This window comes from Shewanella cyperi (assembly GCF_017354985.1).
Classification (GTDB): Bacteria; Pseudomonadota; Gammaproteobacteria; order Enterobacterales; family Shewanellaceae; genus Shewanella; species Shewanella cyperi.
In genome coordinates this window covers 3,966,610-3,988,115 of record NZ_CP071501.1, presented here as the reverse complement: position 1 = coordinate 3,988,115, position 21,506 = coordinate 3,966,610, and the positions used below count along the sequence as shown (strand labels likewise).

Here is a 21,506-nt window from a genome sequence, read left to right as displayed (position 1 = left end):
GACCACGGCTAGTCGGACTTGAGCAGTTGCAACAAGCGGCCCGCCATGCGGTCCAGATGCACCTGCTCACAGGCTGCGCCCAGTTCCACCGCCGCCCCCGGCATACCCCAGACCACGCAACTGGCCTCATCCTGGGCCAGGGTGTAACCACCCTGTTGGCGCAGGTTCATCAGGCCCCTGGCGCCGTCCCGGCCCATACCCGTCAGCAACACGCCGATGGTCGACTTGGCCCCGATTTCGGCCACGCTGTCGAACAGTACATCCACCGAGGGCTTGTGGCGATTGACGGGATCCGTATCCCGCAGGGCGGTGAACATATGACCCCCGCGGCGTTCGACCACCAGGTGGGCATGGCCCGGGGCAATATAGACCATGCCGGGTTTAACTATTTCGCCTCCCCGAGATTCGATAACCGTCATCCGGGCATAACTGTCCAATCGACGGGCAAAGGAGGCGCTGAAGGCCGCTGGTATGTGCTGGGCTATCAGTATCGGCGGAAAGCTTTCCGGCAGCGGCGTCACCAGTCGTTGAATGGCCTCGGTGCCACCGGTGGACGCCCCTATGGCGACCAGCCGATTTTTGAGTTTGCCCTCGGGCGCTGTGGTGATTTGGGGTGGTGGGCTGGGTGGGTGAACCCGGCTTGACGCCGCCAGGCGTACTTTTTCCAACAATTCTTCCTGGTATTCCAACAGGGTAATGCTGAGGTCGTGCTTGGGTTTGCAGATATAGTCCACCGCACCCAATGCCAGCGCTTCCAACGTGATGGCGGCACCTTTCTCTGTCAGGGTGGAGATCATTACCACAGGCATGGGCCTGAGTTTCATCAGGTTGCGCAGAAAGGCTATGCCATCCATTTTGGGCATTTCCACGTCGAGGGTCAGCACGTGGGGCGACAGGGCCTTGATCATTTCCCTGGCCTCATAGGGATCGCCGGCACAGCCGACCACCTGTATATCTTCGGCCTGGGACAGCATATGGCTGAGCAGCTGCTGCACCAGCGGCGAGTCGTCCACCACCAGCACTTTGATCATCTGGCGCTCCTGAGCTGCGGCTGTGCGCATTGTGCCAACCTGGGTTTGTAGATGGTTTGGCCAATCAGCTCAAACTCATCAGAAATCTGGGTCAGGGTTTCCGAATGACCGATGAAAAGGAAGCCGTCATCGCTGAGCAGCTTTCTGAACCTGCTGATGATTTTTCGCTTTGTATCCTGGTCGAAGTAAATCAGTACGTTGCGACAAAAGATGGCATCAAACGGCCCCTGCATGGGCCAGGATTCCAGCAAATTCAGTTGCCGAAAGTAAACCAGCTTTTGGATGTCATTGTGAATGCGGTACTGGTGTTGCTGGAGACTGAAATACTCGTCCCTGAACGACTCGGACAGGCTGTCGAGCACCTCGGCCGAATACAGGCCGGCCTCGGCCCGGGTCAGCACATTGGTGTCCACGTCCGTGGCCAGGATCTTCAAATCCCAACCGCCACGATTGAAATGGCGCGCCAGGGTCATGGCTATGCTGTATGGCTCTTCACCGGAGGAGCAGGCCGAAGACCAGATCCTTAAACGCTTGCTGCTGCGTTTTTGCCACAGGGGCATTAAGTGATTTTCAAGGTATTGAAAGTGATGTCTTTCCCGAAAAAAAGACGTCAGATTGGTGGTCAGGGCATTAATAAACTGCCCCAACTCGGCTTCCTCGGTCTGCAGCAGCGCGCAATACTGGTCAAAATTCCTCAGGCCCAACAAACGTAATCGCCGGCACAGGCGGGAATAGACCATGTGTTTTTTACGCTCCGGCAACACTATGCCCGTCTGGCCGTAGGCCAACTCCCTGATAAAATTGAAGTTGGCCGCGGTCATCGGAAATTCCTTTTCTGATGTAAACACCAAGATGCCTGCCCTCCGTCATTTGCCGAGCCGGTTTAGAATTCGTGCCACTCCTCCTTGCTGGCCTTGAAACTGGCCACCGGGCGTTTATCGCCGGATACCAACGCCAGTGGCGCGGCGGCATGGTCCCCGGTTCTGAAAAAGCCCAGCTGACGTTTCATATTGCGGGCCTGCTCGGCCATGGCATCACCGGCGGCTGACACCTCCTCCACCAGGGCGGCGTTTTGTTGGGTCATTTCATCCATTTGGGCGACGGCCTTGTTAACCTCCTGGATCCCTGATGCCTGCTGCTCGGCGGCTATGCTTATCTGGCTGATCATATCGGCCACCTTGGAGACGGCCTGGACTATCTCCTGCAGGGTCGAGCCGGATTGATTCACCAGCGAGGTGCCGTCGTTGACCTTGTTCACGCTGTCGCGGATCAATTCCTTGATTTCCTTGGCGGCACCGGCACTGCGCTGGGCCAGGTTGCGAACTTCACCGGCCACCACGGCAAAGCCGCGGCCCTGCTCACCGGCGCGGGCGGCTTCCACCGCGGCATTGAGCGCCAACAGATTGGTCTGGAAGGCGATTTCATCTATGACGCTGATGATATCGGCAATGCGTTTGCTGGAGTCATTGATGGCTTCCATGGCCGACACGGCTTGCTTGACCACCTTGCCGCCGTGGTTGGCCTTGTTGCTGGCCTCCTGGGCCAGCTTGTTGGCCAGGGTGGCATTCTCGGCGCTTTGCTTCACGGTCGCGGTCATCTGTTCCATGCTGGAGGCGGTTTCTTCCAGCGAGGCCGCTTGTTCTTCGGTGCGCTGGCTGAGATCCGTGTTGCCCTGGGCGATTTCCTCGGCACCCGAGGTGACGGTATTGGCCGATTCGCTGATCCCCATCAAAACTTCGGTCAGGCGGGTGACTGTGGCGTTGGCGTCTGTTTTCAGCTTGCCGAATTGCCCCTGGTAGTCCCCCTGGATCTTGCGGGTCAGATCCCCCTTGGCCAGGCCGTCGAGAACATCGGCCACATCGGATATCACGTTGTCGGCTATGGTCACCAGGCTGTTGAGTCCCTTGGACAGGTTGAGGAAAAAGCCGGCCTTATCTTCGGTGGCGATGCGCTGGCTCAGATCGCCGGCACTGGCGGCCGCGATTATGCCGTCAATCTCGTGCTCTATGGCCACTTCGGCGGTTCTATCGGACCATTCCACCACTGTGCCAATTCGCTGGCCGTTGGCGTCGTGAATGGGGTTGGCGATGATCCTGAAGGTGCGGCCACCCACCTTGAGCTGGCTGTCGTAGGTTGAACTGAGGCCGCCGAGAATGTTGCGTTGGTGGGCCGGATGCTTGTGGAACAGGTCTATGTTCTGGCCTATGAGCCTATCTGCATTGAAATTGGGCAGGTCCCGGTTGATATCTTTTTGGGCGGTTTTGAACATGTTCTGCACCGCGCCATTGAGATAGATGATGTTGCAGTCATTGTCGGCCACCATGGTATTGGACGACACATTGTCCAGCGCTTGCCTGATGCGGGCATTTTCTTCCGCCAGGCGCTGCTCCCGCTCCTCCCGTTCCAGTTGTTGCGTCATATCGCGCCACTCAACCACTGTCCCCGTGCGTTTGCCATTGTCGAATACCGGCGTGGCTATCAGGTTGAAGGTGAGCCCCGCCACCTTGATCCTGGCTTGGTAACTGCTGGTCAGTTTATCCAGCAGTTGCCGCTGGTGCTCAGGATGTTGATGGAAAATATCTATGTTGGCGCCCATCAGGCGGGCAACCTCAAAGCGGCTGATGGATTGCTGCAGCTGCTTTTCATTGCTGGTCAGCATTTCCACCAGGGACTTGTTGAAATAAGTGATGTTGTAGTTTTCATCGGCCATCATCACATTGGCCTGGCACACGTCCAAAGCCTGTTTGATGCGGGTGGTTTCCCTTTGCAGTTTTTCGGCCTCTTCCTGCTTGGCCAGGCTTTCGGTCAGATCCTGCCATTCGACCACAGTGGCGATGCGTAGTTGCTGCTCGTCGAACACGGGGGAGGCTATCAGGCTGAAGGTGCGGCTGCCTACCTTGATGCGGGTGGCATAGACGCTCTTCAGTGAGCTGATCAACTTGCGCTGATGGGCTGGGTTGCGATGGAAGTCATCCATGTTGGCGCCGTTGAGGTGGGAAACGCTGAAATCCGGCAGCACCTGACGAATGTCCTCTTCGGCTTCGGTGAGGGTCTTTTTCAGTGAGTGGTTGAAGTAGACAATTTCACCTTCCGGGGTCGCCAGCATCACGTTGGCCTGACAAATATCCAGGGCCTTAAGGGTGGCTTTGCGTTGTTGCTGTGCCTGCCACCATTGCCTGAACCTGGCTCCGAAGCTTTCCCAGCCTGGGATCTCATACTGACCCAGTTGCCCTATGCTGTCCCTGTCCAGGGCGTCGGCTATGGCATCCAGAGCCGCGCGGACTTGAGTATGCCAGCGTCCCTGGCGGGCAATGCCTGTCAGCAGCAAGGCCAGCGCCAGCGCCTGGGTAGCGATAACATAGCTGCCCGTCTGACCGACCAGGCCCAGTAACAAAGCAATTGTCAGTGTGATTACACCTGCCAGCGTCAGGGGATGATTACCCATCAGGGGCTTGATTCCTGCGTCCATGTTAGATCCTCTCGTGTGGGTTCAGGCACTGGCGGCCTGAGGCAGATCCAGTGAGTTCAGAATGTTGCTTAAGGTGGCGGGGTCCGGCAGCATGTCGCTGCCAAGCAAGCGGTTGATTTCCAGCAGTATCACCATCTTGTCCTGCACATTGGCCAACCCCTTGATAAATTTCAGATCGGTCTCGGCACCAAAGTCAGGGGCCTGGCGGATTTCGTCCTGGTCAATGCTGAATACGTCGGACACGGCATCGACCACTATGCCAATCACCTTCTGGCTTTGTTCCAGGGCAACCTTGACCACTATCACTACTGTGGTTGCGCCGTATTCCAGGGTCTTGATACCGAACTTTTGCCGTAAATCTATGATTGGCACTATGGTGCCGCGCAGGTTAATGACCCCTTTGACATAAACGGGGGCATTGGGCAGCACGGTTGTGGCTTCCCAACCGCGGATTTCCTGCACCGACAATATATCCAGCCCGTATTCTTCCCCGGCCATGACAAAACTGAGGTACTGTTGATTTGCCTCTGTCTGTTGCTCCAGTGTTATGTCTGCCATAGTCAGCGTTCCTTATGCTGCATGCTCTTTGCCATTGCGCAGTCCGGCGAGATTCACCAGACCCGCAACATCGATGATCAGCGCTACCGTGCCATCCCCCAGTATGGTGGCACCCGAAATGCCGGGGATGCGGGTGTAGTTATCCTCCAGGCTTTTGATCACCACTTGCTGCTGGGCCAACAGTTCATCCACCAGGAGGCCCACTTTTTCATTGCTGTTGTCGACTACCATCACCAAGCCATCTTTGATTTCACGGGCCTCGGCATCATGGTTGAACACCTGATGCACCTTAACCACGGGCAGGTATTCGTCCCTTAACCGAATCAGTTCCTGACCTTCGCCCAGGCGATTGATACGGCTGGGCGCGACCTGCAACGATTCATAAATTGAGACCAGTGGCACCACATAGATGTGCCGGCCTATGCGCACCAGCTGGCCGTCGAGAATGGCCAGGGTGAGAGGCAAACGTATGGTAATGCGGCTGCCTTTGCCCGGCTGGGAGCTCAGTTCTATGCTGCCGTTGAGTTCATGGATATTGCGTTTGACCACATCCATGCCCACACCGCGACCGGAAAGGTCTGACACTGCGTCGGCGGTGGAAAATCCTGGCTTGAATATCAGCTGGTGAATCGCCTCATCGCTGAGTTCTTCGTCGGCGCCCACCAGACCTTTTTCACGGGCCTTGGCCAGGATCTTGGCGGTATTGAGGCCGGCACCATCATCGGTAATTTCTATAACTATGTTGCCGCCCTGATGAAAGGCATTGAGTGTGATGGTACCTGTCTCGGCCTTGCCGAACTTGCGTCTGGTTTCCGGGCTTTCCAGGCCATGGTCCAGGGAGTTGCGCACCAGGTGCACCATGGGGTCGACAATTTTTTCCAGCACCGTCTTGTCCAGCTCGGTGTCTTCCCCCTTGAGTTCCAGCTCGACCTTTTTGTTCAGTTGCTGGCCTATGTCACGTACCAGGCGGGGGAAGCGGTTAAAGGCAAAACTGATGGGCAGCATGCGGATCTGCATTACGCTTTCCTGCAAATCCCGGGTGTGTGATGCCAGTTGTTCCAGCCCCTGTTGCAACAGCAACATGGACTCGGGGCCTATCTCATCCTGACGGCCTATTTGGCCCAGCATGGCCTGGGTGATAACCAGTTCGCCCACCATGTTGATCAGCATGTCGATTTTTTCTGTGCTGACCCGGATGGAACTGCTTTCATTGCCCTTGTTTTGCGGGACGGACTTTAAGTCCGGGGCTTTGACAAGCGGCTTGTCGACAGCCGTGTCTTCGGCAATAGGGGCTTCAGTGGTCGGTTCTGCTTCAAAGAGGGGCTGATAGCGAATCTGACATTCATCCTCCACCCATTCAAATACCTCCTTGACCTCGTCCAGGGAGACATTGGCATGCAGCGTCAATTGCCAACTCAGATAACAGCTCTCGGGATCAAAATCATGCCATGGGGGAAGTTGTGAAGCTTGCAGCCGGACATCAAGCTCGCCCTTTTCACGCAATTCGGCGAACATCAACTGGGGATCGTTGCCACAGCGCAGAATGTCGACTCCGGCCACAAATTCAATTTGCCAACCATTTGGCTGTTCTTCTGCAGGCGGCAGGGCGTCGACTTGTTTTGTTGGGCTTTTGGCATCCTCAGCCAACAATTTGCTTAGCCGCTGCTGCAGTTGCTGGGCCTTGTCATTGTCATAGTCGCCCTTGTTCATCAGGGCATCTATCATGCCGCGCAGCAAATCCACCGACGCCAGCAGGAGATCCACATGTTCGGCTGTCATTTGCCGTTGACCATCACGGATCTGATCCAGCAGGGTTTCCAGCAGGTGGGTGAAATTGGCCACTGAGGTAAAGCCAAAGGTGGCGCTGCCGCCCTTGATAGAATGCGCCGCCCGAAAAATGGTATTAATGGTTTCGGGCTCCGGCGCCGCTATGTCGAGTTTCAGCAGCTCGGACTCCATGACGGCCAGTCCTTCAATGCTTTCCTCAAAGAACACTTGGCTGAATTGGCTCAGATCAATGTCCATATTGGCCTTGCTCCCAAAAAATTATCCAAGCACTTTTCGCACCGTGGCCAGCAATTGCTCGGGGTTGAAGGGTTTGACTATCCAGCCTGTGGCGCCGGCGGCACGGCCTTCCTGCTTTTTGTCACCGCCGGATTCTGTGGTGAGCATCAGCAGCGGAGTAAATTTGTATGCGGGCAGATTGCGCAGATTGCGGATCAGGGTAATGCCATCCATGACGGGCATATTGACGTCGGAGATCACCAGATCGAAGTTTTTGCTTTGGGCCACCTTGAGGGCCTCGTCGCCATTGGTGGCTTCGGTCACATCAAAGCCGGCAGTTTTCAGGGTAAAGCCCACCATTTGGCGCATGGATGCTGAATCATCAACGGCAAGTATCTTTTTCATAGATTGTGTCCTTTTACTGCTCGCTTCCGAGTCCCGGAATCATTATTCCCAAGGCTGCCAATTGCCCTGCCAGCTCGGGGCTGGCACCCAGCCAATGCAGGGGAATGGCTTGTTGTTGGCAATGGAGATAAGTCAGGAACAGCAACTGAGCACCTGCGGTATCTGCTTTGATAAGGCCCGACAGATCCAGCACCAAGGGTTGATTCTGGTGTAATTTGTCGCTGAGCAGATGGTGGGCATCCTGGATGTTGCGTATGGTCAGTTCACTGCCAAAGCCGATAGCGTCTTTCGACATGAATATTCCTTGTGAGCCTGGTCCTTCGTCACTGTTCTCACAAAAGATAGACGCCAATTTTCAGTATTGCCGCAATACGCAAGGAATTTTTTTGAATTGGCCCCGTGTTGAGCGGGGCGGGCTGAGCCTGGATTCAGTACCAGGCCATGAGTTTGCTGATGTCGGCGCTCAGGGCACTGCTGCTCAGGATTTTACCTGCCTGGGGTTTGAAAACCGCCAGACGGCGGCCCTCGGGGGAGAGCAACACCAGGCTGGCGCTGTGATCAACCTGATAGTTTTTACCTTCGCCCACCATGGCATAGACCAGGCCCAGCTCCCGAGTCAGAGGGAGCAAGGTGGCATGGGGGCCGCTCAGACCTTTGAAGGCCGGATTGAAGAAGGCCATATAGTCCTTGAGCTTGGCGGTGCTGTCACGCTCGGGATCAACCGAGAGAAACAGCACCTGGAAGGGCGCCTTGTCCACCAGGGTGGGATAAATGGCATTGAGTAAACCCATGGTGATTGGACACACATCGGGGCAAGAGGTGTAGCCGGCAAACACCAGGCTCCATTTTCCTTGCAGTGCTTCCCGGGTAAAGGCGCTGCCATTTTGATCCGTCAGTTTGAAATCGGACAGTGTGCGTGGCTCGGGAAATACAAAACCGGTTTCCAGTTCCGGTGCAGCCCCCTTGCTGCCTGTGAGTCCCAGTAAGGCCAGACCGCCCAGACCAATAGCCAGTATCACACTGACCAGCCATCTTTTTTCCATTTGGCCTCCTATAGGTAGTGATCAACCAGCAGCAGGATAAACAGCAGCATCAGATGGTAAATGGAGAAGCGAAATACGCCCATGGCAGTGCCGGCTTGCTCATGGTACTTCAATTGCCAGGCTTTATAGATGAAGCCCAGGCTCAGCAGCGTCGAACCCACCAGGTAGATGACACCGCTCATACCCACCAGCACCGGCAGTAAGCAAGCAACCGCCAGCAACAGGGTATACAGAAATATGCAGGTCTTGGTGAACTCGACCCCGTGGGTCACGGGCAACATGGGAATATCCACCTTGGCGTAATCGGCCCGGCGATGAATGGCCAGGGCCCAGAAATGCGGCGGGGTCCAGGTGAAGATGATGATCACCAACAGCAGGCCATGGCCGTGAAATTCGTTGGTGACTGAGGTCCAGCCCAGCAGGGGAGGCATGGCTCCCGCCAAGCCACCAATGACTATGTTCTGCGGTGTGGCTCGCTTGAGATAGGCTGTGTACACCAGAGCATAACCGAGCAGGCTCGCCAGGGTCAGCCAGGCGGTCAGGGCGTTGACCACCAGATACAAGAGGGCGAATCCGCCCACCGCCAAACCGCCTGCAAAGGCGATGGCATGGCTTACGGGCACCTTGCCCTTGGGCAATGGCCGGTTATAGGTACGTGCCATTTGGGCATCAATACGCCGATCGATAAGGTGATTCATTGCCGCGGCCGCCCCGGCCATCATGGCTACGCCAACAAGGCCGGCAAGCAGTGGCTGTAACGGCACTGCGCCGGGCAGTGCCAGGCACATGCCGACCAGTACCGTAAGCAGCATCAGGGCCACCACCTTGGGCTTGGTCATTTCAAGATAAGCCCGCCAATTCAGTTTCAGCGATGCCTGCGGGGCTCCCAGGGGTATGGATTTGGCCATCTTGTTCTCCTTATTGATCAGGCTTTGCGCCACAGGGCGTAGTTGATAAACACCAGGGTTAACAACAGCAGTGCCGCACCCATGTTGTGGGCCACAGCTATGGCCAAGGGCAGGTGTAAAACGACATTGGACACGCCGAGAGCCACTTGCGCCAATAACAGCAACATCAGCACCACTCCAGCCTGCCTGAGCAGGTAGGCTCTGGACTGCCGCCATAGGCGCCAACCCAGAACACCGAGGAACAGGGCCGTCACCATGGCGCCGAATCTGTGCACTACGTGAATCGTCATGCGGGTATGGTAGTCAAGCACCCCGTACTCAAAACTGGGATGCTCTCCCTGGAAGGGTGAAAAGGCATCTGCCAGTTGCAGATTGCCGGTCCAGTCGCCTTCACAGATGGGCAAACTGGTGCAGGCCAGGGCGGCATAGTTCGACGAAGTCCAACCGCCGAGCAGAATCTGCAGCACTAAAATTGCCAGGCACATCAGGGCGAAGGGAGCCAATTGTCGCATGCGACTGTCGCCGCCGGGGATCCGCAGCGGCCGGGTGCGCAGATACAGCAGTAACAACAGCGAGGCCAGGGTAAAACCGCCGAGCAGATGCGACATCACCACCACAGGCATCAGCTTCATGGTCACTGTCCAGGCCCCCAGCGCTCCCTGAAACAGGATCAGCAGCAAAATCAGCAGCGGCAGTCGCCTGGGTGTATCGTCACCCCGCAGGCACATGACCAGGATCCCAATGACCAGCAATCCCAAACTTGCTGCGATATAGCGATGGATCATTTCCAGCCATGCCTTGGCGGGCTCGACCGTCATACCGGGAAATGTCGATTCGGCCCTGGCCAATTCATGATCGGCCGTGGGAACCTTGACGTGGCCATAACAACCCGGCCAATCGGGGCAACCAAGACCCGCGTCCGACAAACGGGTGTAGGCGCCCATGAAGATCACCATCAGGGTGAAGACCAATGTCAGTCGCAATACGTTTTTCAGCAGCATTATCCCACCCTCGACAGTTTCAGCAGTTTGCGCAGATCCGCCAGCAAAGCTTTGCCCTGTTGCAGCTGAGTTTCATCCGTGGTGAGTGCCGGATAACGCATCACCAAATTGCCCAATGGGTCGACAACCAGCAGTTGCTGTCCGGCCAAGAGTTGGCTTATCGCTGTGCTGGCTTGTGCCGTGGTAAAAGCACGGTCTTGGAGGGCGGCGATATCACTATCAGCATTCAGCAAAATCAAAGGGATAACCCTGTCCATATCCCTTCCAAGGGCGGTGTGGCTTTGCTGTAACAAATACAGGCGCTCGCGGCAGAAATCGTCACATGTGGCGGGAAGCAGATAAAGTACCTGCCATTGTCTGGGTTTGGGGTTGTTCATACCCAGGTCGTTATAATTGGTGTCACCAGGCAACAAAGTGCCTTGGTTGGTGGCCGCTTCCTGGTACCAATGCTGACTCAATACCAGTTTGGCCAGAACTACAGGCACAACAAAGGCCAGCAGTAACAGAACCAGTGGGCGCGCACTCTTGCGTTGACGGGAGGTCATCAGTCTCTCCTCTTGCTGTTATTGTCCCGGGAACTCCCCGGTGCTTGTTAATTCCTGTGATGGCTTGCCCTGCTTGGAGGAACGCCACCAGGCCCACAGGCTCAAGAGCAACAGGGCCAAGGCGAGTGCAAACCACTGCACCGCGTAGCCCAGATGCTTGCTGGCTGCCATTGGCATCGGCAGCCATTGTCTGGGCAATTCGGCGCCAGGCAGCTTGTCTGGTTGCAATACTGCCTTTTGCAGCGGCAGCGCCAGAAAACGTTCCAACTCCGCCAGTTCCAGATTCTGTATCCGGGTCACGGCGCCGATTTCCGGTCCCAATCCTGGACTGAGCGGATTGCTTTGTCTTTGATACAGGCGTCCGCTGAGGACTACGGGATCTGGCGGCACAGGCACGTCCGGCAGCTGATCCCGGGTGGCCGGCGCAGCGATAAAACCCTGTTCCACCAGAAGCTTTTTCTGTGCGCCGCTATCCAGGACCCGGTACACCAGATAGCCCACCTTGCCCTGATAAACCTGGTTATCCAGCAGCAGTACAGGGCTGAGAAAGCGCCCTTCGACCTTGAGCCTGTATCCTGTCAGTTCCGATTCAGGCATCCGCTCCAGTTCCGCCACGCTCAGTTCCCGGTCTTGCCTCTGTTCCATTTGCCGAGCCAACAGCGTCTTTTCTTCTGCCCTCGACAGTTGCCACAGTCCCAGCTTGACGAGTACCACAAACAGTCCCAGAGTAAACAACACTAACCCCAGTCGACTCGCCGAAACCGTTACAGGAAACTTCATGACACCTCTTCTGTTTAAACTCGTGCTGGTATTGCTACTTGTTGTGGTGCTGTTCAACCTGGGGCGCGCCTTTTTCGTTATGGTCAAAGGTGAATCCACAGCACCCATGAGCCGTTATCTGGGCCGCAGGGTATTATTTTCGGCCCTGGTCATTGTGTTATTGCTGGTGGCACTGGGAATGGGTTGGATCCACCCCAATCCCAGGCCCTACTGATCACCCGATCAGAGAACGTACACAAACAGGAACAGGCACAACCAGACCACGTCCACAAAGTGCCAATACCAACTGCCGGCTTCAAAGGCGAAGCTCTTGCCTGGAGCGAAATGGCCTTTCAGCACCCGGAAAAACAATACCAACAGGAAAATGCTGCCCAGGGTCACGTGCATGCCGTGGAACCCGGTGAGCATAAAGAAGGTATTGCCGTAGACGCCGGATGACAGGGTCAGTCCCATTTCCGTGTAGGCATGCATATATTCTTCTGCCTGCAGCACCAGGAAGCTCAGACCCAGCAAAATGGTGATGCCCAGATACAGGGTCAGGGCGGTGCGTTTGCCTTTTTCCAGCGCCATGTGGGCGAAATGTAAGGTGAAGGAGGAGGTCAGCAGCAGTATGGTGTTGATCAACGGCAAACCGTGCCATTCCATGGCCTGGGTGCTGGTGCCATCCGGTGTTTTTTCCAAAGGCCAGATGGCCTCAAAGGTGGGCCACAACACCTCGTGGGTCATGGCGTTGTTGGATGCGCCGCCGAGCCAGGGCACGGCAATCATCCGGGTGTAGAACAGGGCACCGAAGAAAGCGCCGAAGAACATGATTTCCGAGAAGATAAACCAGCTCATACCCTGGCGGAAGGAGCGGTCCATTTGTCCCGAATAAAGCCCCGCCATGGACTCGGCAATGACGGTACGAAACCAGCCGAAAATCATGAACAGTATGACGGCGATACCGGCCAGCAGTATATAACCGCCGCCCGAGCCGTCGTTTTTGAGTTGTTGGACGTAACTGCCGGCACCGAAGGCAATTAAAAACAGCCCCAGGGCGCCAATAATGGGCCAGGCGCTTTGGGCTGGCACGTAATAGGGTTGGTGTTTGCTTGTCATTTTGCTGCTCCTGCCTTGGCGACAGCGCTGCCGCTGCGGGCGCTGATGTCGTAAAGGGTATAAGAGAGAGTCAAAGTCTGAATGTGCTCGGGCAGATCAGGGTCCACGAAAAATATCAGTGGCAATTCGGCCTGCTGCTGAGCCGCCAGTGTCTGTTGGTTAAAGCAAAAACATTCGGTCTTGTTGAAGTATGCGGCCCCTTGGCCCGGCGTCACGGACGGAATCGCCTGACCCACAATCTCCCTGGAAGACAGGTTGTGGGCGGTGAAGGCCGTGCGCACCAATTCGCCCGGATGGACCTGCAGCCTTTTGATCTTGGGGCCAAAGGTCCAGGGCATGCCGGGTTCGACCTGTGCCAGAAATTCCACCTGCACGGTCCGCTGCTGATCTACCTGCATATCGGCATATTCGGCGGCGCTCGAGTTGGTCTTGCCGTTGATACCCAATTGCTGACACAGGACGTCATACAGGGGCACCAGGGCGAAACCGAAGCCGAACATGGCAAGGGATCCCAGGGTTAACCCCAGGATCAGCTTGCGATTGGAAGGCTTGGGGCCTGTCATCTACTTGACCTCGGGTGGGGTACTGAATGAGTGGTAGGGTGCCGGGCTCGGCAGCGTCCACTCCAGACCTTCGGCCCCATCCCATGGCTTATCAGGTGCCTTGGCACCACCTCGAATGCATTTAAGCACCACCGCCAGGAAGATCAGTTGTGACAGGCCAAAGGCAAAGCCGCCGATGGACACTATCTGATTGACGTCGGCAAACTGCACCGAGTAATCGGGGATCCTTCGTGGCATGCCGGCCAAGCCCAGGAAGTGCATGGGGAAGAACAGCACGTTCACCGAAACCACTGAGCACCAGAAATGGATCTTGGCCAGCTTTTCGTCATACATGTGTCCGGTCCACTTGGGCAGCCAGAAATAAGCTGCGGCCATGATGGAGAAGATGGCGCCCGTTACTAATACGTAGTGGAAGTGAGCCACGACGAAGTAGGTGTCATGGTACTGGAAATCCACCGGCGTAATGGCCAGCATCAAGCCGGAAAAGCCCCCTATGGTGAACAGAATTATGAAAGCCAGCGCAAACAACATGGGCGTTTCATAGCTGATGGAACCACGCCACAGGGTGGCCACCCAGTTGAACACCTTCACCCCGGTTGGTACGGCGATCAGCATGGTGCAGTACATGAAAAACAGTTCGGCAAAAACCGGCATACCCGTGGTAAACATGTGGTGGGCCCACACAAGGAACGAGAGGATGGCGATACTGGCGGTGGCATACACCATGGAGGCATAGCCGAACAGCTTCTTGCGGGCAAAGGTGGGCACAATGGCTGAGATAATGCCGAAGGACGGCAAAATCATGATGTACACCTCGGGGTGGCCGAAGAACCAGAAGATGTGCTGGAACATTACAGGATCACCACCACCGGCCGCGGCAAAGAAGCTGGTGCCGAAGTATTTGTCGGTCAACACCATGGTCACAGTTCCCGCCAGTACCGGCATCACGGCGATCAGCAGGAAAGCAGTGATGAGCCAGGTCCAGACAAACAGCGGTAACTTCATCCAGGTCATGCCAGGTGCCCGCAGGTTGACTATGGTGACTATGACGTTGATGGCCCCCATGATTGAGCTCATACCCATGATATGCACTGAGAACACAAACAGCGCTGTGCTGTCGGGGCTGTAGGTGGTCGACAGTGGGGCGTAGAAGGTCCAGCCAAAGTTGGGCGCACCGCCTTCCATAAACAGGGAGCTGAGCAGGATCAGGAAGGCAAAGGGCAGGATCCAGAAACTCCAGTTGTTCATCCGGGGCAGCGCCATGTCCGGCGCGCCTATCATCATGGGGATCAGCCAGTTAGCCAACCCTGTAAAGGCGGGCATAACTGCACCGAACACCATGACCAATCCATGGACTGTGGTCATCTGATTAAAGAAGTTCGGCTCGACCAACTGCAGACCGGGCTGGAACAATTCGGCACGGATGACCATGGCCATGGCACCACCCACCAGGAACATGATGAAGCTGAACCAAAGGTAAAGCGTGCCTATGTCCTTGTGGTTGGTGGTATAAAGCCAGCGGCGTATGCCGGTGGCGGGGCCATGATGTTCATGGGTATCGTGCTCATGATCCTGCGTCACTTCGTTGAGCCCTGAGGTAAGTTCGCGGCTAATTGAATTCATGTATTCCCCCTACTGCCCATGGTTGTTGACGTCGGCGGCCTGCACCGTGTCACCCGTGTGGTTATCCCAGGCATTACGCTCATAAGTGATAACCGCGGCAATTTCCTGAGCGGTGAGCTGTTTGCCAAAGGCTTGCATAGCCGTACCCGTCTTGCCGTTAATCACAATTTCCAGGTGATTGGCGACAGGGCCGGTGGCTATGGGGCTGCCATTAAGCGCGGGGAATACGCCCGCCAAACCTGCACCATTGGGTTGGTGACAGGCAGCACAACGGGCCATGTAAATTTGTTCACCCTGAGCCATGAGGTCATCCATCGACAGGGTTTGTGTCAGCGAGGCTTGGGCTTCCGCCGCTGCCTGTTGAGCAGAGGCTTTCTGGGCCACGAGCCAGTCATCAAACTGGGCTTCGGGCAAGACTTCCACCACTATGGGCATAAAGCCATGCTGCTTGCCGCATAACTCAGCGCATTGGCCCCGGTAGATGCCGGGTTTGTCGATACGGGTCCAGGCCTCGTTGATGAAACCCGGGTTGGCGTCCTTCTTCACCGCAAAGGCAGGCACCCACCAGGAGTGGATAACGTCATCTGAGGTCATCAGGAAACGTATCTTGCGATTGGCAGGCAAGACCAGCGGCTTGTCTACTTCCAGTAAGTAGTTTTCGCCTTTGGCCTCGTTACCTTCGATCTGCTCCATCGGCGTGGACAAGATGCTGTAAAAAGCGATGTCCTGATCGAAATAGCTGTAATGCCATTTCCATTGAGATCCTGTGACTTGCACCGTCAGATCTGCATTGGAAGGGTCTTCCATGGCGATCAGGGTTTTGGTGGCCGGTATGGCCATGGAGATAAGGATAATGAAAGGGATAACCGTCCAGGCTATTTCTACCTTGGTGCTCTCATGAAACTGAGCCGCCACGGCGCCCTTCGACTTTCGGTGGTTGATCATGGCGTAAATCATAGCGCCAAATACCACCACCCCGATGGCGCAGCAGATGTACAGAATCGTCATGTGCAGGTGATATACCCTGCCACTGATTTCTGTCACCCCCTGGGTCATATTCAGCGACATGTCTGCCGCTGCCAATTGCGGTGCCATCAGCACCAGAACACAATACAACAATCGCTTCACAAGACGTCTCCTCTGTCAATTGCGAATCGCAACTACAAAGAAGAGTCACACAGTAAGTCTCTGCTCTATGCAAACTCTTCGGTTCCCAAAAAAGCAACGATGACTTCAAAGTGCGTTGGCGGTTTATCTTGTTCTATCTGTAGCCTACTGCCTTGCTAACCACGCCTGCACCTACAGCTGAATATATCGGTCTGATACACAGAGGGCCGTGGTTAAACAGGGCTCACTGCGACGACATAATCTATCCCGGATATAACAAACTATCGTTGTTACCCTGAACTACATTACTTGCAGTTTAAATATTGATCAAGATCACTTTCTTTTCTAATTAACTGAAAAAATTATTGAAAAAAAGAGCCCCACTGGGGCTCAAGGGGATGGAAGGGGATCAGTGCAGCGGTTGAAACTGGTTGGAAAGGGTCATGGGAATAGCGGCTTGGTGACAAGGATTTCCATGAGAGTGAGCATTTACATCCTGAAATATGACACCCATGGCAACCGCACTCTTGGCAACCAGCTGTAAGCGGCGTTCATCTCTGGGGTCCAGGCTGCTGCTCCAGCAAAGTACCGCACTGGAAGTGCCACTGGTCAGCGCTTTTTCCATGGCCCACAGGGTTTCCACTTCATCCTTGGCATGCACCAGTAAGACTCTGTCCATACGCACGCCGGCCTGGGCCAGGAGGTCTTTGTAGCCTATATTGGGCGGACTGATCAGCACTATCCAACGACCCTGATGACTCAGCTGCGCCAATTGGGGGCACAAGTGCTTTAGTTCGTTACGGCCCTGATCGCTGGTGGTCAGCATGCTGACTTCCGTATTGGCGCCGGCATTGTCAGCGGGCAGGTCGCGCCACAGGCCGGGATGGCGGGGAGCATTACCGAGCAGCTTGTTCATAACCAGTCTCCATTACGGATGACACCGACCGCCAGACCTTCAATGGTCAGACTTTGGCAGCTGAGATCCACCTTTATCGGGGCGTAGGCTTCGTTTTCGGCATGCAGGTAAACCACATTGCCCTTGCGTTCGAAGCGTTTGACCGTCACATCATCTTCAACCCGGGCGACCACCACCTGACCGTTGCGCGGCTGCTGCATCTTGTGTACCGCCAACAGATCGCCTTCGAGTATGCCTATGTCCTTCATACTGTCGCCCCGAACCCGCAGTAAAAAGTCGGCCTGGGGGCGGAACATGGCTGGATCCACCTGGTAATACTGCTCCACGTGTTCCTGGGCCAAAATAGGCTCACCGGCCGCCACCTGACCTATCAGCGGCAATCCCTGATGCTCAGCGTCTTCATGTTCGTCGCCCGCAAGACGAATACCGCGGGAGGTGCCGGGCATAATTTCAATACAGCCCTTCTTGGCCAGTGCCTTGAGATGTTCTTCGGCGGCATTGGCACTTTTGAAGCCCAAACGTGTGGCAATTTCGGCACGGGTTGGCGGCATACCGGTATCGGCGATATTGCGTTTGATCAGGTCCAGTATTTCAGCCTGGCGCGGTGTCAGCGGTCTCATACTCATTCCTGTTTTTCTATACAGTTACTGTTAGTATATACAGTATTTTAAACAGCGCAAGTATTAACCAGTGTTTAGATTATTGGCACTGTGACTGTGTGGTCTGATATTCTATGCGGCTAACGAAGTGGCCAAGATTGCTGAAGAAGAATGTCAACCCAAGACTCGCTGTGGTATAGAACCCTCCGCTGGATCCAGAAAAAACTGGTGCACACCATAGTGGTGCCCCAGGAGCCTTTTGCCGATCTTAATCTTGATGCGGCACGCCCCCTGGTTTACGTCATGAAAACCGAATCGGTAAGTGATATTGCCGCCCTGAGTGAAGTCACCGCCAAGTTTGGCTTGCCAAGCCCCTATGAGCCCCTGCACGTGAATGGTTTGAGCAGTCCGAGGGTGGTTTGCCTTGAGGGGGCAAAACCCCTGTTTGGGCAGCGTCAGGGCAATGAACCCTTCCTCAATGCTTTTATGCAGTTACTGTCTGTCCATAAGCAAAAGCCGGAGCTGGATATCCAGCTGGTCCCGGTGAGCCTTTATTGGGGCCGGACTCCGGGCAAGGAAGATGACAGCATGCGCGCGGCATTGCTGGAGCGGGAAAATCCCACCTGGTTGCGCAAGTGCCTGATGATATTGTTCCTCGGTCGTCACAACTTCGTGCAATTTTCCAATGCGGTTTCCCTGCGTTATATGGCCGATGAACACGGCACCGACAAACGCATTGCCCAGAAACTGGCCCGGGTGGCCAGGGTGCATTTCCGCCGTCAGCGCAAGGTGATGACAGGTCCGGCGTTGCCTAATCGTCAGGCCATGTTCCATGCGCTGTTGCAGTCCGATAACCTGAAAAAGGCCATTGCCGAAGAAGCGGCTGCCAAGAAGGTTTCCGAGGCCAAGGCCCGCGAAACGGCTATAGGTTATCTCGACGAGATAGCGGCCGACTATTCGGACAGCCTGGTGCGGGTGGCTGAGCGTATGCTGACCTGGCTGTGGAACAAGCTCTACAGCGGTATCAATATCCGCGGTGCCGAGCAGGTGCGTCAGCTGCACCATGATGGCCATGAAATTGTCTATGTGCCCTGTCATCGCAGTCACATGGATTACCTGCTGCTGTCTTACATTCTTTATTACCAGGGCATGGTACCGCCTCATATCGCGGCGGGCATTAACCTCAACTTCTGGCCGGCGGGACCTTTGTTCCGTCGCGGCGGCGCCTTCTTTATTCGCCGCAGCTTCAATGGCAACAAGCTCTATACCGCAGTGTTCCGCGAATACCTGGATCAGCTGTTTGCCAAGGGCTATTCGGTGGAGTATTTCACCGAAGGTGGCCGTTCACGCACCGGTCGTCTGCTGGCGCCCAAAACCGGCATGCTGGCCATGACGCTTAACAGTGTACTGCGTGGCATAGAGCGTCCGGTCACCCTGGTGCCCGTGTATCTGGGCTATGACCATGTGATGGAAGTGGCCACCTACCACAAGGAACTCAGCGGCAAGAAGAAGCAGAAGGAATCCCTGTGGCAGGTGCTGGGCATCATCCGCAAGTTGCGCAACTTTGGTCAGGGCTATGTGAATTTCGGCGAGCCCATCACCCTGCAATCTTTCCTCAGCGACCGTGTTCCCGAGTGGCGCGGTGCCCTGGATGAGGACCCGGATCAGAAACCTTCCTGGCTGACGCCGGCGGTCAATGCCCTGGCCAATCAGGTGATGACCCGGATCAACAATGCGGCGGCCGCCAGTTCGGTTACCCTCAACAGTTTGGTATTGTTGGCCTCCGAACAAAATGCCCTGGAACGCAGCCAGCTGGAGCGCCAGTTGGATCTGTATCTGAAGCTGCTCAAACAGGTGCCTTACACCTCCTACATCTCGGTGGCAGAAGGTAACGGCCATCAACTGGTGGAACAGGGGCTGAAGCTGAACAAGTTTGTACAGCATTCCGATGCCCTGGGTGACATCATAGCGATTGAAGAGCATCAGGCGATTTCCCTGACCTACTACCGCAATAATGTCATTCACCTGATGGTGGTTCCGTCACTGATCGCTAGTTGCCTGGTGCACCATGAAAATATCGGTCGGGAAGAAATACAGGCCATTGTGGCCGAGTTTTATCCCCTGCTTAAGGCCGAACTCTTTATGGGCATAGACGATGTGCCCGCCTATGTGGATGCCGTGCTGGATCAATTGATTGAAGATGGTTTGGTTACCGCTACCGACACATTGCAGGCGGTGAACGAACGCATCAACCAGCTGCTGTTGCTGGCGGGAATTATCAGTGAAACCCTGCAGCGCTATGGCATTATTTTCAACCTGCTTGCCGCCAAGCCCCACATAGAAAGGGCCGAGCTGGAAAATGAAAGTCATTTGCTGGCCAGTCGCCTCGGCGCCCTGCACGGTATTACCGCGCCCGAGTTCTACGACAAAAAGCTCTATGGGACTTTGTCCAGCAAACTCAAGGAATTGGGGTATCTTGCCCAGGTGTCTCAAAGCGCAGATGTCGTCAGGATCCGCGACCATGTGAATGGCTTGCTGCGTACCACGGTTCGCCAAACCATAGTTGACACTGTGGCCAAGGAGAGCTGATGGCTAACCATATGGGCGTGCAAGCCCCGAAATCCCTGTTGGGTGGTGCCATGATTATTGCCGGCACCACGGTCGGGGCCGGCATGTTTTCCCTGCCCGTGGTGGGTGCCGGCATGTGGTTTGGTTATTCGCTGCTGATGATGGTCGGGGTCTGGCTGTGCATGTTGCTTTCGGGCCTGCTGCTGCTGGAAACCAACCTGCGTTTTGAGCCGGGGGCCAGCTTCGATACCCTGACCCGGGAATCACTCGGCCGTTTTGGTCGCATAGTGAATGGCCTGTCGATTGCGTTCGTGCTCTACATTCTTACCTACGCCTACATCAGCGGCGGCGGTTCCATAGTGAATCACAGCGTCGCCGGTTTGGGGCTGGAACTGCCCCAAAGCCTGGCGGGCTTACTCTTTGCCCTGGTGTTGGCGACCGTGGTGGTGATCAGCACCAAGGCGGTGGACAGGATAAGTACCCTGATGCTGGGGGCCATGATCATCAGTTTCTTCCTGGCCATAGCCCAGCTGCTGTTGGATGTGGATACCACTACCTTGTTTCAGCCCGATGGCGAGCAGCGCTTTGCACCTTTCCTGTGGGCGGCACTGCCCTTCGGGTTGGCAAGCTTCGGCTATCACGGCAATGTGCCTTCCCTGGTGAAATACTATGGCAAGGAGCCGGCGAAAGTTGCCAAGGCGCTGTTTATCGGCACCTTTATCGCGCTGGTTATCTACACCTGTTGGATGCTGGCCACCATGGGCAACCTGCCGCGCAGCCAATTCAGCGACATCATTGCCCAAGGGGGCAATATGGGGGTGTTGGTGGCGGCACTGACCCAGGTCATGTCAAATAGCTGGCTGGCGAGCATGTTGACCCTGTTTGCCCACCTGGCGGTGGCGTCTTCCTTCCTAGGGGTGACCCTGGGCCTGTTTGATTACCTGGCGGACCTGTTTGGTTTTGCCGACGATGGCAAGGGCAGGTTAAAGACTGCTCTGGTGACCTTTGTGCCACCCACAGTGCTGGGACTGTTGTTCCCCGACGGTTTCCTGGTGGCCATTGGCTTTGCTGCCCTGGCGGCCACAGTATGGACCCTGATAGTCCCGGGTATGATGGCCCACAGGATGCGCCGTGCCGACCCAGGCTACTCGGGATTCAAGGTTCCCGGCGGCAAGGCGGTGATACTGTTGGTGGTGGCCTTCGGCATACTGACGGCGGCCTGTCATTTGCTGGCCATGGCACAATGGCTGCCCGTATACGCCTGATAAGTCGCGCTCAGCGAGTCTTG

Annotated in this window: 20 protein-coding genes and 1 pseudogene; 3 read left to right on the top strand and 18 right to left on the bottom strand. The window is 55.8% G+C overall.

Features of this window, described 5'->3' with window-relative positions:
- Positions 1 to 8: 8 nt before the first annotated feature.
- From JYB84_RS17725 to JYB84_RS17670, 12 genes are all read right to left on the bottom strand, one after another.
- Entirely contained in the window at positions 9 to 1,031 is a 1,023-nt protein-coding gene (locus tag JYB84_RS17725) for a protein-glutamate methylesterase/protein-glutamine glutaminase (RefSeq protein WP_207321323.1), read from the bottom strand.
- A complete protein-coding gene (locus JYB84_RS17720; RefSeq protein ID WP_207321322.1) occupies positions 1,028 to 1,852 on the bottom strand; it encodes a CheR family methyltransferase in 825 nt (274 codons plus the stop codon). Before JYB84_RS17720 ends, JYB84_RS17725 begins: the two co-directional genes overlap by 4 nt.
- 62 nt (positions 1,853 to 1,914) lie before the next feature.
- The gene (locus JYB84_RS17715) at positions 1,915 to 4,500 is read right to left on the bottom strand and encodes a methyl-accepting chemotaxis protein (protein ID WP_207321321.1); all 2,586 of its coding nucleotides are present in this window, start codon (positions 4,498 to 4,500) and stop codon (positions 1,915 to 1,917) included.
- A gap of 21 nt (positions 4,501 to 4,521) precedes the next feature.
- Positions 4,522 to 5,058, bottom strand: coding sequence for a chemotaxis protein CheW (locus tag JYB84_RS17710; RefSeq protein ID WP_207321320.1), 537 nt, complete (start codon positions 5,056 to 5,058; stop codon positions 4,522 to 4,524).
- Positions 5,059 to 5,070: 12 nt separating this feature from the next.
- Entirely contained in the window at positions 5,071 to 7,083 is a 2,013-nt protein-coding gene (locus JYB84_RS17705; protein ID WP_207321319.1) for a chemotaxis protein CheA, read from the bottom strand.
- 21 nt (positions 7,084 to 7,104) lie between these two features.
- Complete coding sequence (locus JYB84_RS17700; RefSeq protein ID WP_207321318.1) at positions 7,105 to 7,467, bottom strand: response regulator; 363 nt, start codon at positions 7,465 to 7,467, stop codon at positions 7,105 to 7,107.
- Between the two features lie 13 nt (positions 7,468 to 7,480).
- Positions 7,481 to 7,762, bottom strand: a complete 282-nt coding sequence (locus tag JYB84_RS17695) for an STAS domain-containing protein (protein ID WP_207321317.1) — start codon at positions 7,760 to 7,762, stop codon at positions 7,481 to 7,483.
- 133 nt (positions 7,763 to 7,895) lie between these two features.
- Complete coding sequence (locus JYB84_RS17690) at positions 7,896 to 8,510, bottom strand: SCO family protein (RefSeq protein WP_207321316.1); 615 nt, start codon at positions 8,508 to 8,510, stop codon at positions 7,896 to 7,898.
- A gap of 8 nt (positions 8,511 to 8,518) precedes the next feature.
- The gene (gene cyoE, locus JYB84_RS17685) at positions 8,519 to 9,418 is read right to left on the bottom strand and encodes a heme o synthase (protein ID WP_207321315.1); all 900 of its coding nucleotides are present in this window, start codon (positions 9,416 to 9,418) and stop codon (positions 8,519 to 8,521) included.
- 17 nt (positions 9,419 to 9,435) lie between these two features.
- Positions 9,436 to 10,419 (bottom strand): COX15/CtaA family protein, encoded by a 984-nt coding sequence (locus JYB84_RS17680; protein WP_207321314.1) that lies wholly within the window; start codon positions 10,417 to 10,419, stop codon positions 9,436 to 9,438.
- On the bottom strand, positions 10,419 to 10,964 hold the full coding sequence (locus JYB84_RS17675; protein ID WP_207321313.1) for a hypothetical protein: 546 nt from the start codon (positions 10,962 to 10,964) through the stop codon (positions 10,419 to 10,421). Before JYB84_RS17675 ends, JYB84_RS17680 begins: the two co-directional genes overlap by 1 nt.
- A gap of 18 nt (positions 10,965 to 10,982) precedes the next feature.
- A complete protein-coding gene (locus JYB84_RS17670; RefSeq protein WP_207321312.1) occupies positions 10,983 to 11,744 on the bottom strand; it encodes an SURF1 family protein in 762 nt (253 codons plus the stop codon).
- On the opposite strand from JYB84_RS17670, the gene JYB84_RS17665 reads away from it, so the two are divergent.
- Positions 11,743 to 11,958 carry a DUF2909 family protein gene (locus tag JYB84_RS17665; RefSeq protein WP_207321311.1) on the top strand — a complete coding sequence of 72 codons (216 nt, stop codon included), beginning with the start codon at positions 11,743 to 11,745 and terminating at the stop codon, positions 11,956 to 11,958. The genes JYB84_RS17670 and JYB84_RS17665 overlap by 2 nt on opposite strands.
- 8 nt (positions 11,959 to 11,966) lie before the next feature.
- Here JYB84_RS17665 and JYB84_RS17660 read toward each other — a convergent pair whose 3' ends face one another.
- The 6 genes and pseudogenes from JYB84_RS17660 to lexA all read right to left on the bottom strand — a co-directional run bounded on the left by JYB84_RS17660 (position 11,967) and on the right by lexA (position 17,671).
- Positions 11,967 to 12,842 (bottom strand): cytochrome c oxidase subunit 3, encoded by an 876-nt coding sequence (locus tag JYB84_RS17660; protein WP_207321310.1) that lies wholly within the window; start codon positions 12,840 to 12,842, stop codon positions 11,967 to 11,969.
- Complete coding sequence (locus JYB84_RS17655) at positions 12,839 to 13,405, bottom strand: cytochrome c oxidase assembly protein (RefSeq protein WP_207321309.1); 567 nt, start codon at positions 13,403 to 13,405, stop codon at positions 12,839 to 12,841. The genes JYB84_RS17660 and JYB84_RS17655 overlap by 4 nt, the downstream gene beginning before the upstream one ends.
- Entirely contained in the window at positions 13,406 to 15,028 is a 1,623-nt protein-coding gene (gene ctaD, locus JYB84_RS17650; protein ID WP_207321308.1) for a cytochrome c oxidase subunit I, read from the bottom strand.
- An 18-nt stretch (positions 15,029 to 15,046) separates the two neighbouring features.
- Positions 15,047 to 16,156, bottom strand: a pseudogene (gene coxB, locus JYB84_RS17645) (cytochrome c oxidase subunit II); the annotation flags it as partial.
- 388 nt (positions 16,157 to 16,544) lie between these two features.
- Positions 16,545 to 17,051 carry a cell division inhibitor SulA gene (locus JYB84_RS17640; RefSeq protein WP_207321306.1) on the bottom strand — a complete coding sequence of 169 codons (507 nt, stop codon included), beginning with the start codon at positions 17,049 to 17,051 and terminating at the stop codon, positions 16,545 to 16,547.
- Positions 17,048 to 17,671 (bottom strand): transcriptional repressor LexA, encoded by a 624-nt coding sequence (gene lexA, locus JYB84_RS17635; protein ID WP_207321305.1) that lies wholly within the window; start codon positions 17,669 to 17,671, stop codon positions 17,048 to 17,050. The genes JYB84_RS17640 and lexA overlap by 4 nt, the downstream gene beginning before the upstream one ends.
- A 150-nt stretch (positions 17,672 to 17,821) precedes the next feature.
- Here lexA and plsB point away from each other — a divergent pair, with 150 nt between their 5' ends.
- Together plsB and mtr are read left to right on the top strand one after the other, a co-directional pair.
- Entirely contained in the window at positions 17,822 to 20,239 is a 2,418-nt protein-coding gene (plsB, locus tag JYB84_RS17630) for a glycerol-3-phosphate 1-O-acyltransferase PlsB (protein WP_207321304.1), read from the top strand.
- Complete coding sequence (gene mtr, locus JYB84_RS17625; protein ID WP_207321303.1) at positions 20,239 to 21,483, top strand: tryptophan permease; 1,245 nt, start codon at positions 20,239 to 20,241, stop codon at positions 21,481 to 21,483. Before plsB ends, mtr begins: the two co-directional genes overlap by 1 nt.
- The last annotated feature ends 23 nt before the right edge of the window (positions 21,484 to 21,506 follow it).

Coding starts and splice junctions, on each gene's coding strand:
- JYB84_RS17710 (WP_207321320.1), bottom strand. CDS start 5,058: ATGGCAGACATAACACTGGAGCAACAGACAGAGGCAAATCAACAGTAC.
- JYB84_RS17700 (WP_207321318.1), bottom strand. CDS start 7,467: ATGAAAAAGATACTTGCCGTTGATGATTCAGCATCCATGCGCCAAATG.
- JYB84_RS17705 (WP_207321319.1), bottom strand. CDS start 7,083: ATGGACATTGATCTGAGCCAATTCAGCCAAGTGTTCTTTGAGGAAAGC.
- JYB84_RS17675 (WP_207321313.1), bottom strand. CDS start 10,964: ATGACCTCCCGTCAACGCAAGAGTGCGCGCCCACTGGTTCTGTTACTG.
- JYB84_RS17680 (WP_207321314.1), bottom strand. CDS start 10,419: ATGCTGCTGAAAAACGTATTGCGACTGACATTGGTCTTCACCCTGATG.
- JYB84_RS17715 (WP_207321321.1), bottom strand. CDS start 4,500: ATGGACGCAGGAATCAAGCCCCTGATGGGTAATCATCCCCTGACGCTG.
- plsB (WP_207321304.1), top strand. CDS start 17,822: ATGTCAACCCAAGACTCGCTGTGGTATAGAACCCTCCGCTGGATCCAG.
- JYB84_RS17690 (WP_207321316.1), bottom strand. CDS start 8,510: ATGGAAAAAAGATGGCTGGTCAGTGTGATACTGGCTATTGGTCTGGGC.
- JYB84_RS17640 (WP_207321306.1), bottom strand. CDS start 17,051: ATGAACAAGCTGCTCGGTAATGCTCCCCGCCATCCCGGCCTGTGGCGC.
- JYB84_RS17670 (WP_207321312.1), bottom strand. CDS start 11,744: ATGAAGTTTCCTGTAACGGTTTCGGCGAGTCGACTGGGGTTAGTGTTG.
- JYB84_RS17720 (WP_207321322.1), bottom strand. CDS start 1,852: ATGACCGCGGCCAACTTCAATTTTATCAGGGAGTTGGCCTACGGCCAG.
- JYB84_RS17665 (WP_207321311.1), top strand. CDS start 11,743: ATGACACCTCTTCTGTTTAAACTCGTGCTGGTATTGCTACTTGTTGTG.
- mtr (WP_207321303.1), top strand. CDS start 20,239: ATGGCTAACCATATGGGCGTGCAAGCCCCGAAATCCCTGTTGGGTGGT.
- JYB84_RS17660 (WP_207321310.1), bottom strand. CDS start 12,842: ATGACAAGCAAACACCAACCCTATTACGTGCCAGCCCAAAGCGCCTGG.
- lexA (WP_207321305.1), bottom strand. CDS start 17,671: ATGAGACCGCTGACACCGCGCCAGGCTGAAATACTGGACCTGATCAAA.
- JYB84_RS17655 (WP_207321309.1), bottom strand. CDS start 13,405: ATGACAGGCCCCAAGCCTTCCAATCGCAAGCTGATCCTGGGGTTAACC.
- JYB84_RS17695 (WP_207321317.1), bottom strand. CDS start 7,762: ATGTCGAAAGACGCTATCGGCTTTGGCAGTGAACTGACCATACGCAAC.
- ctaD (WP_207321308.1), bottom strand. CDS start 15,028: ATGAATTCAATTAGCCGCGAACTTACCTCAGGGCTCAACGAAGTGACG.
- JYB84_RS17725 (WP_207321323.1), bottom strand. CDS start 1,031: ATGATCAAAGTGCTGGTGGTGGACGACTCGCCGCTGGTGCAGCAGCTG.
- cyoE (WP_207321315.1), bottom strand. CDS start 9,418: ATGGCCAAATCCATACCCCTGGGAGCCCCGCAGGCATCGCTGAAACTG.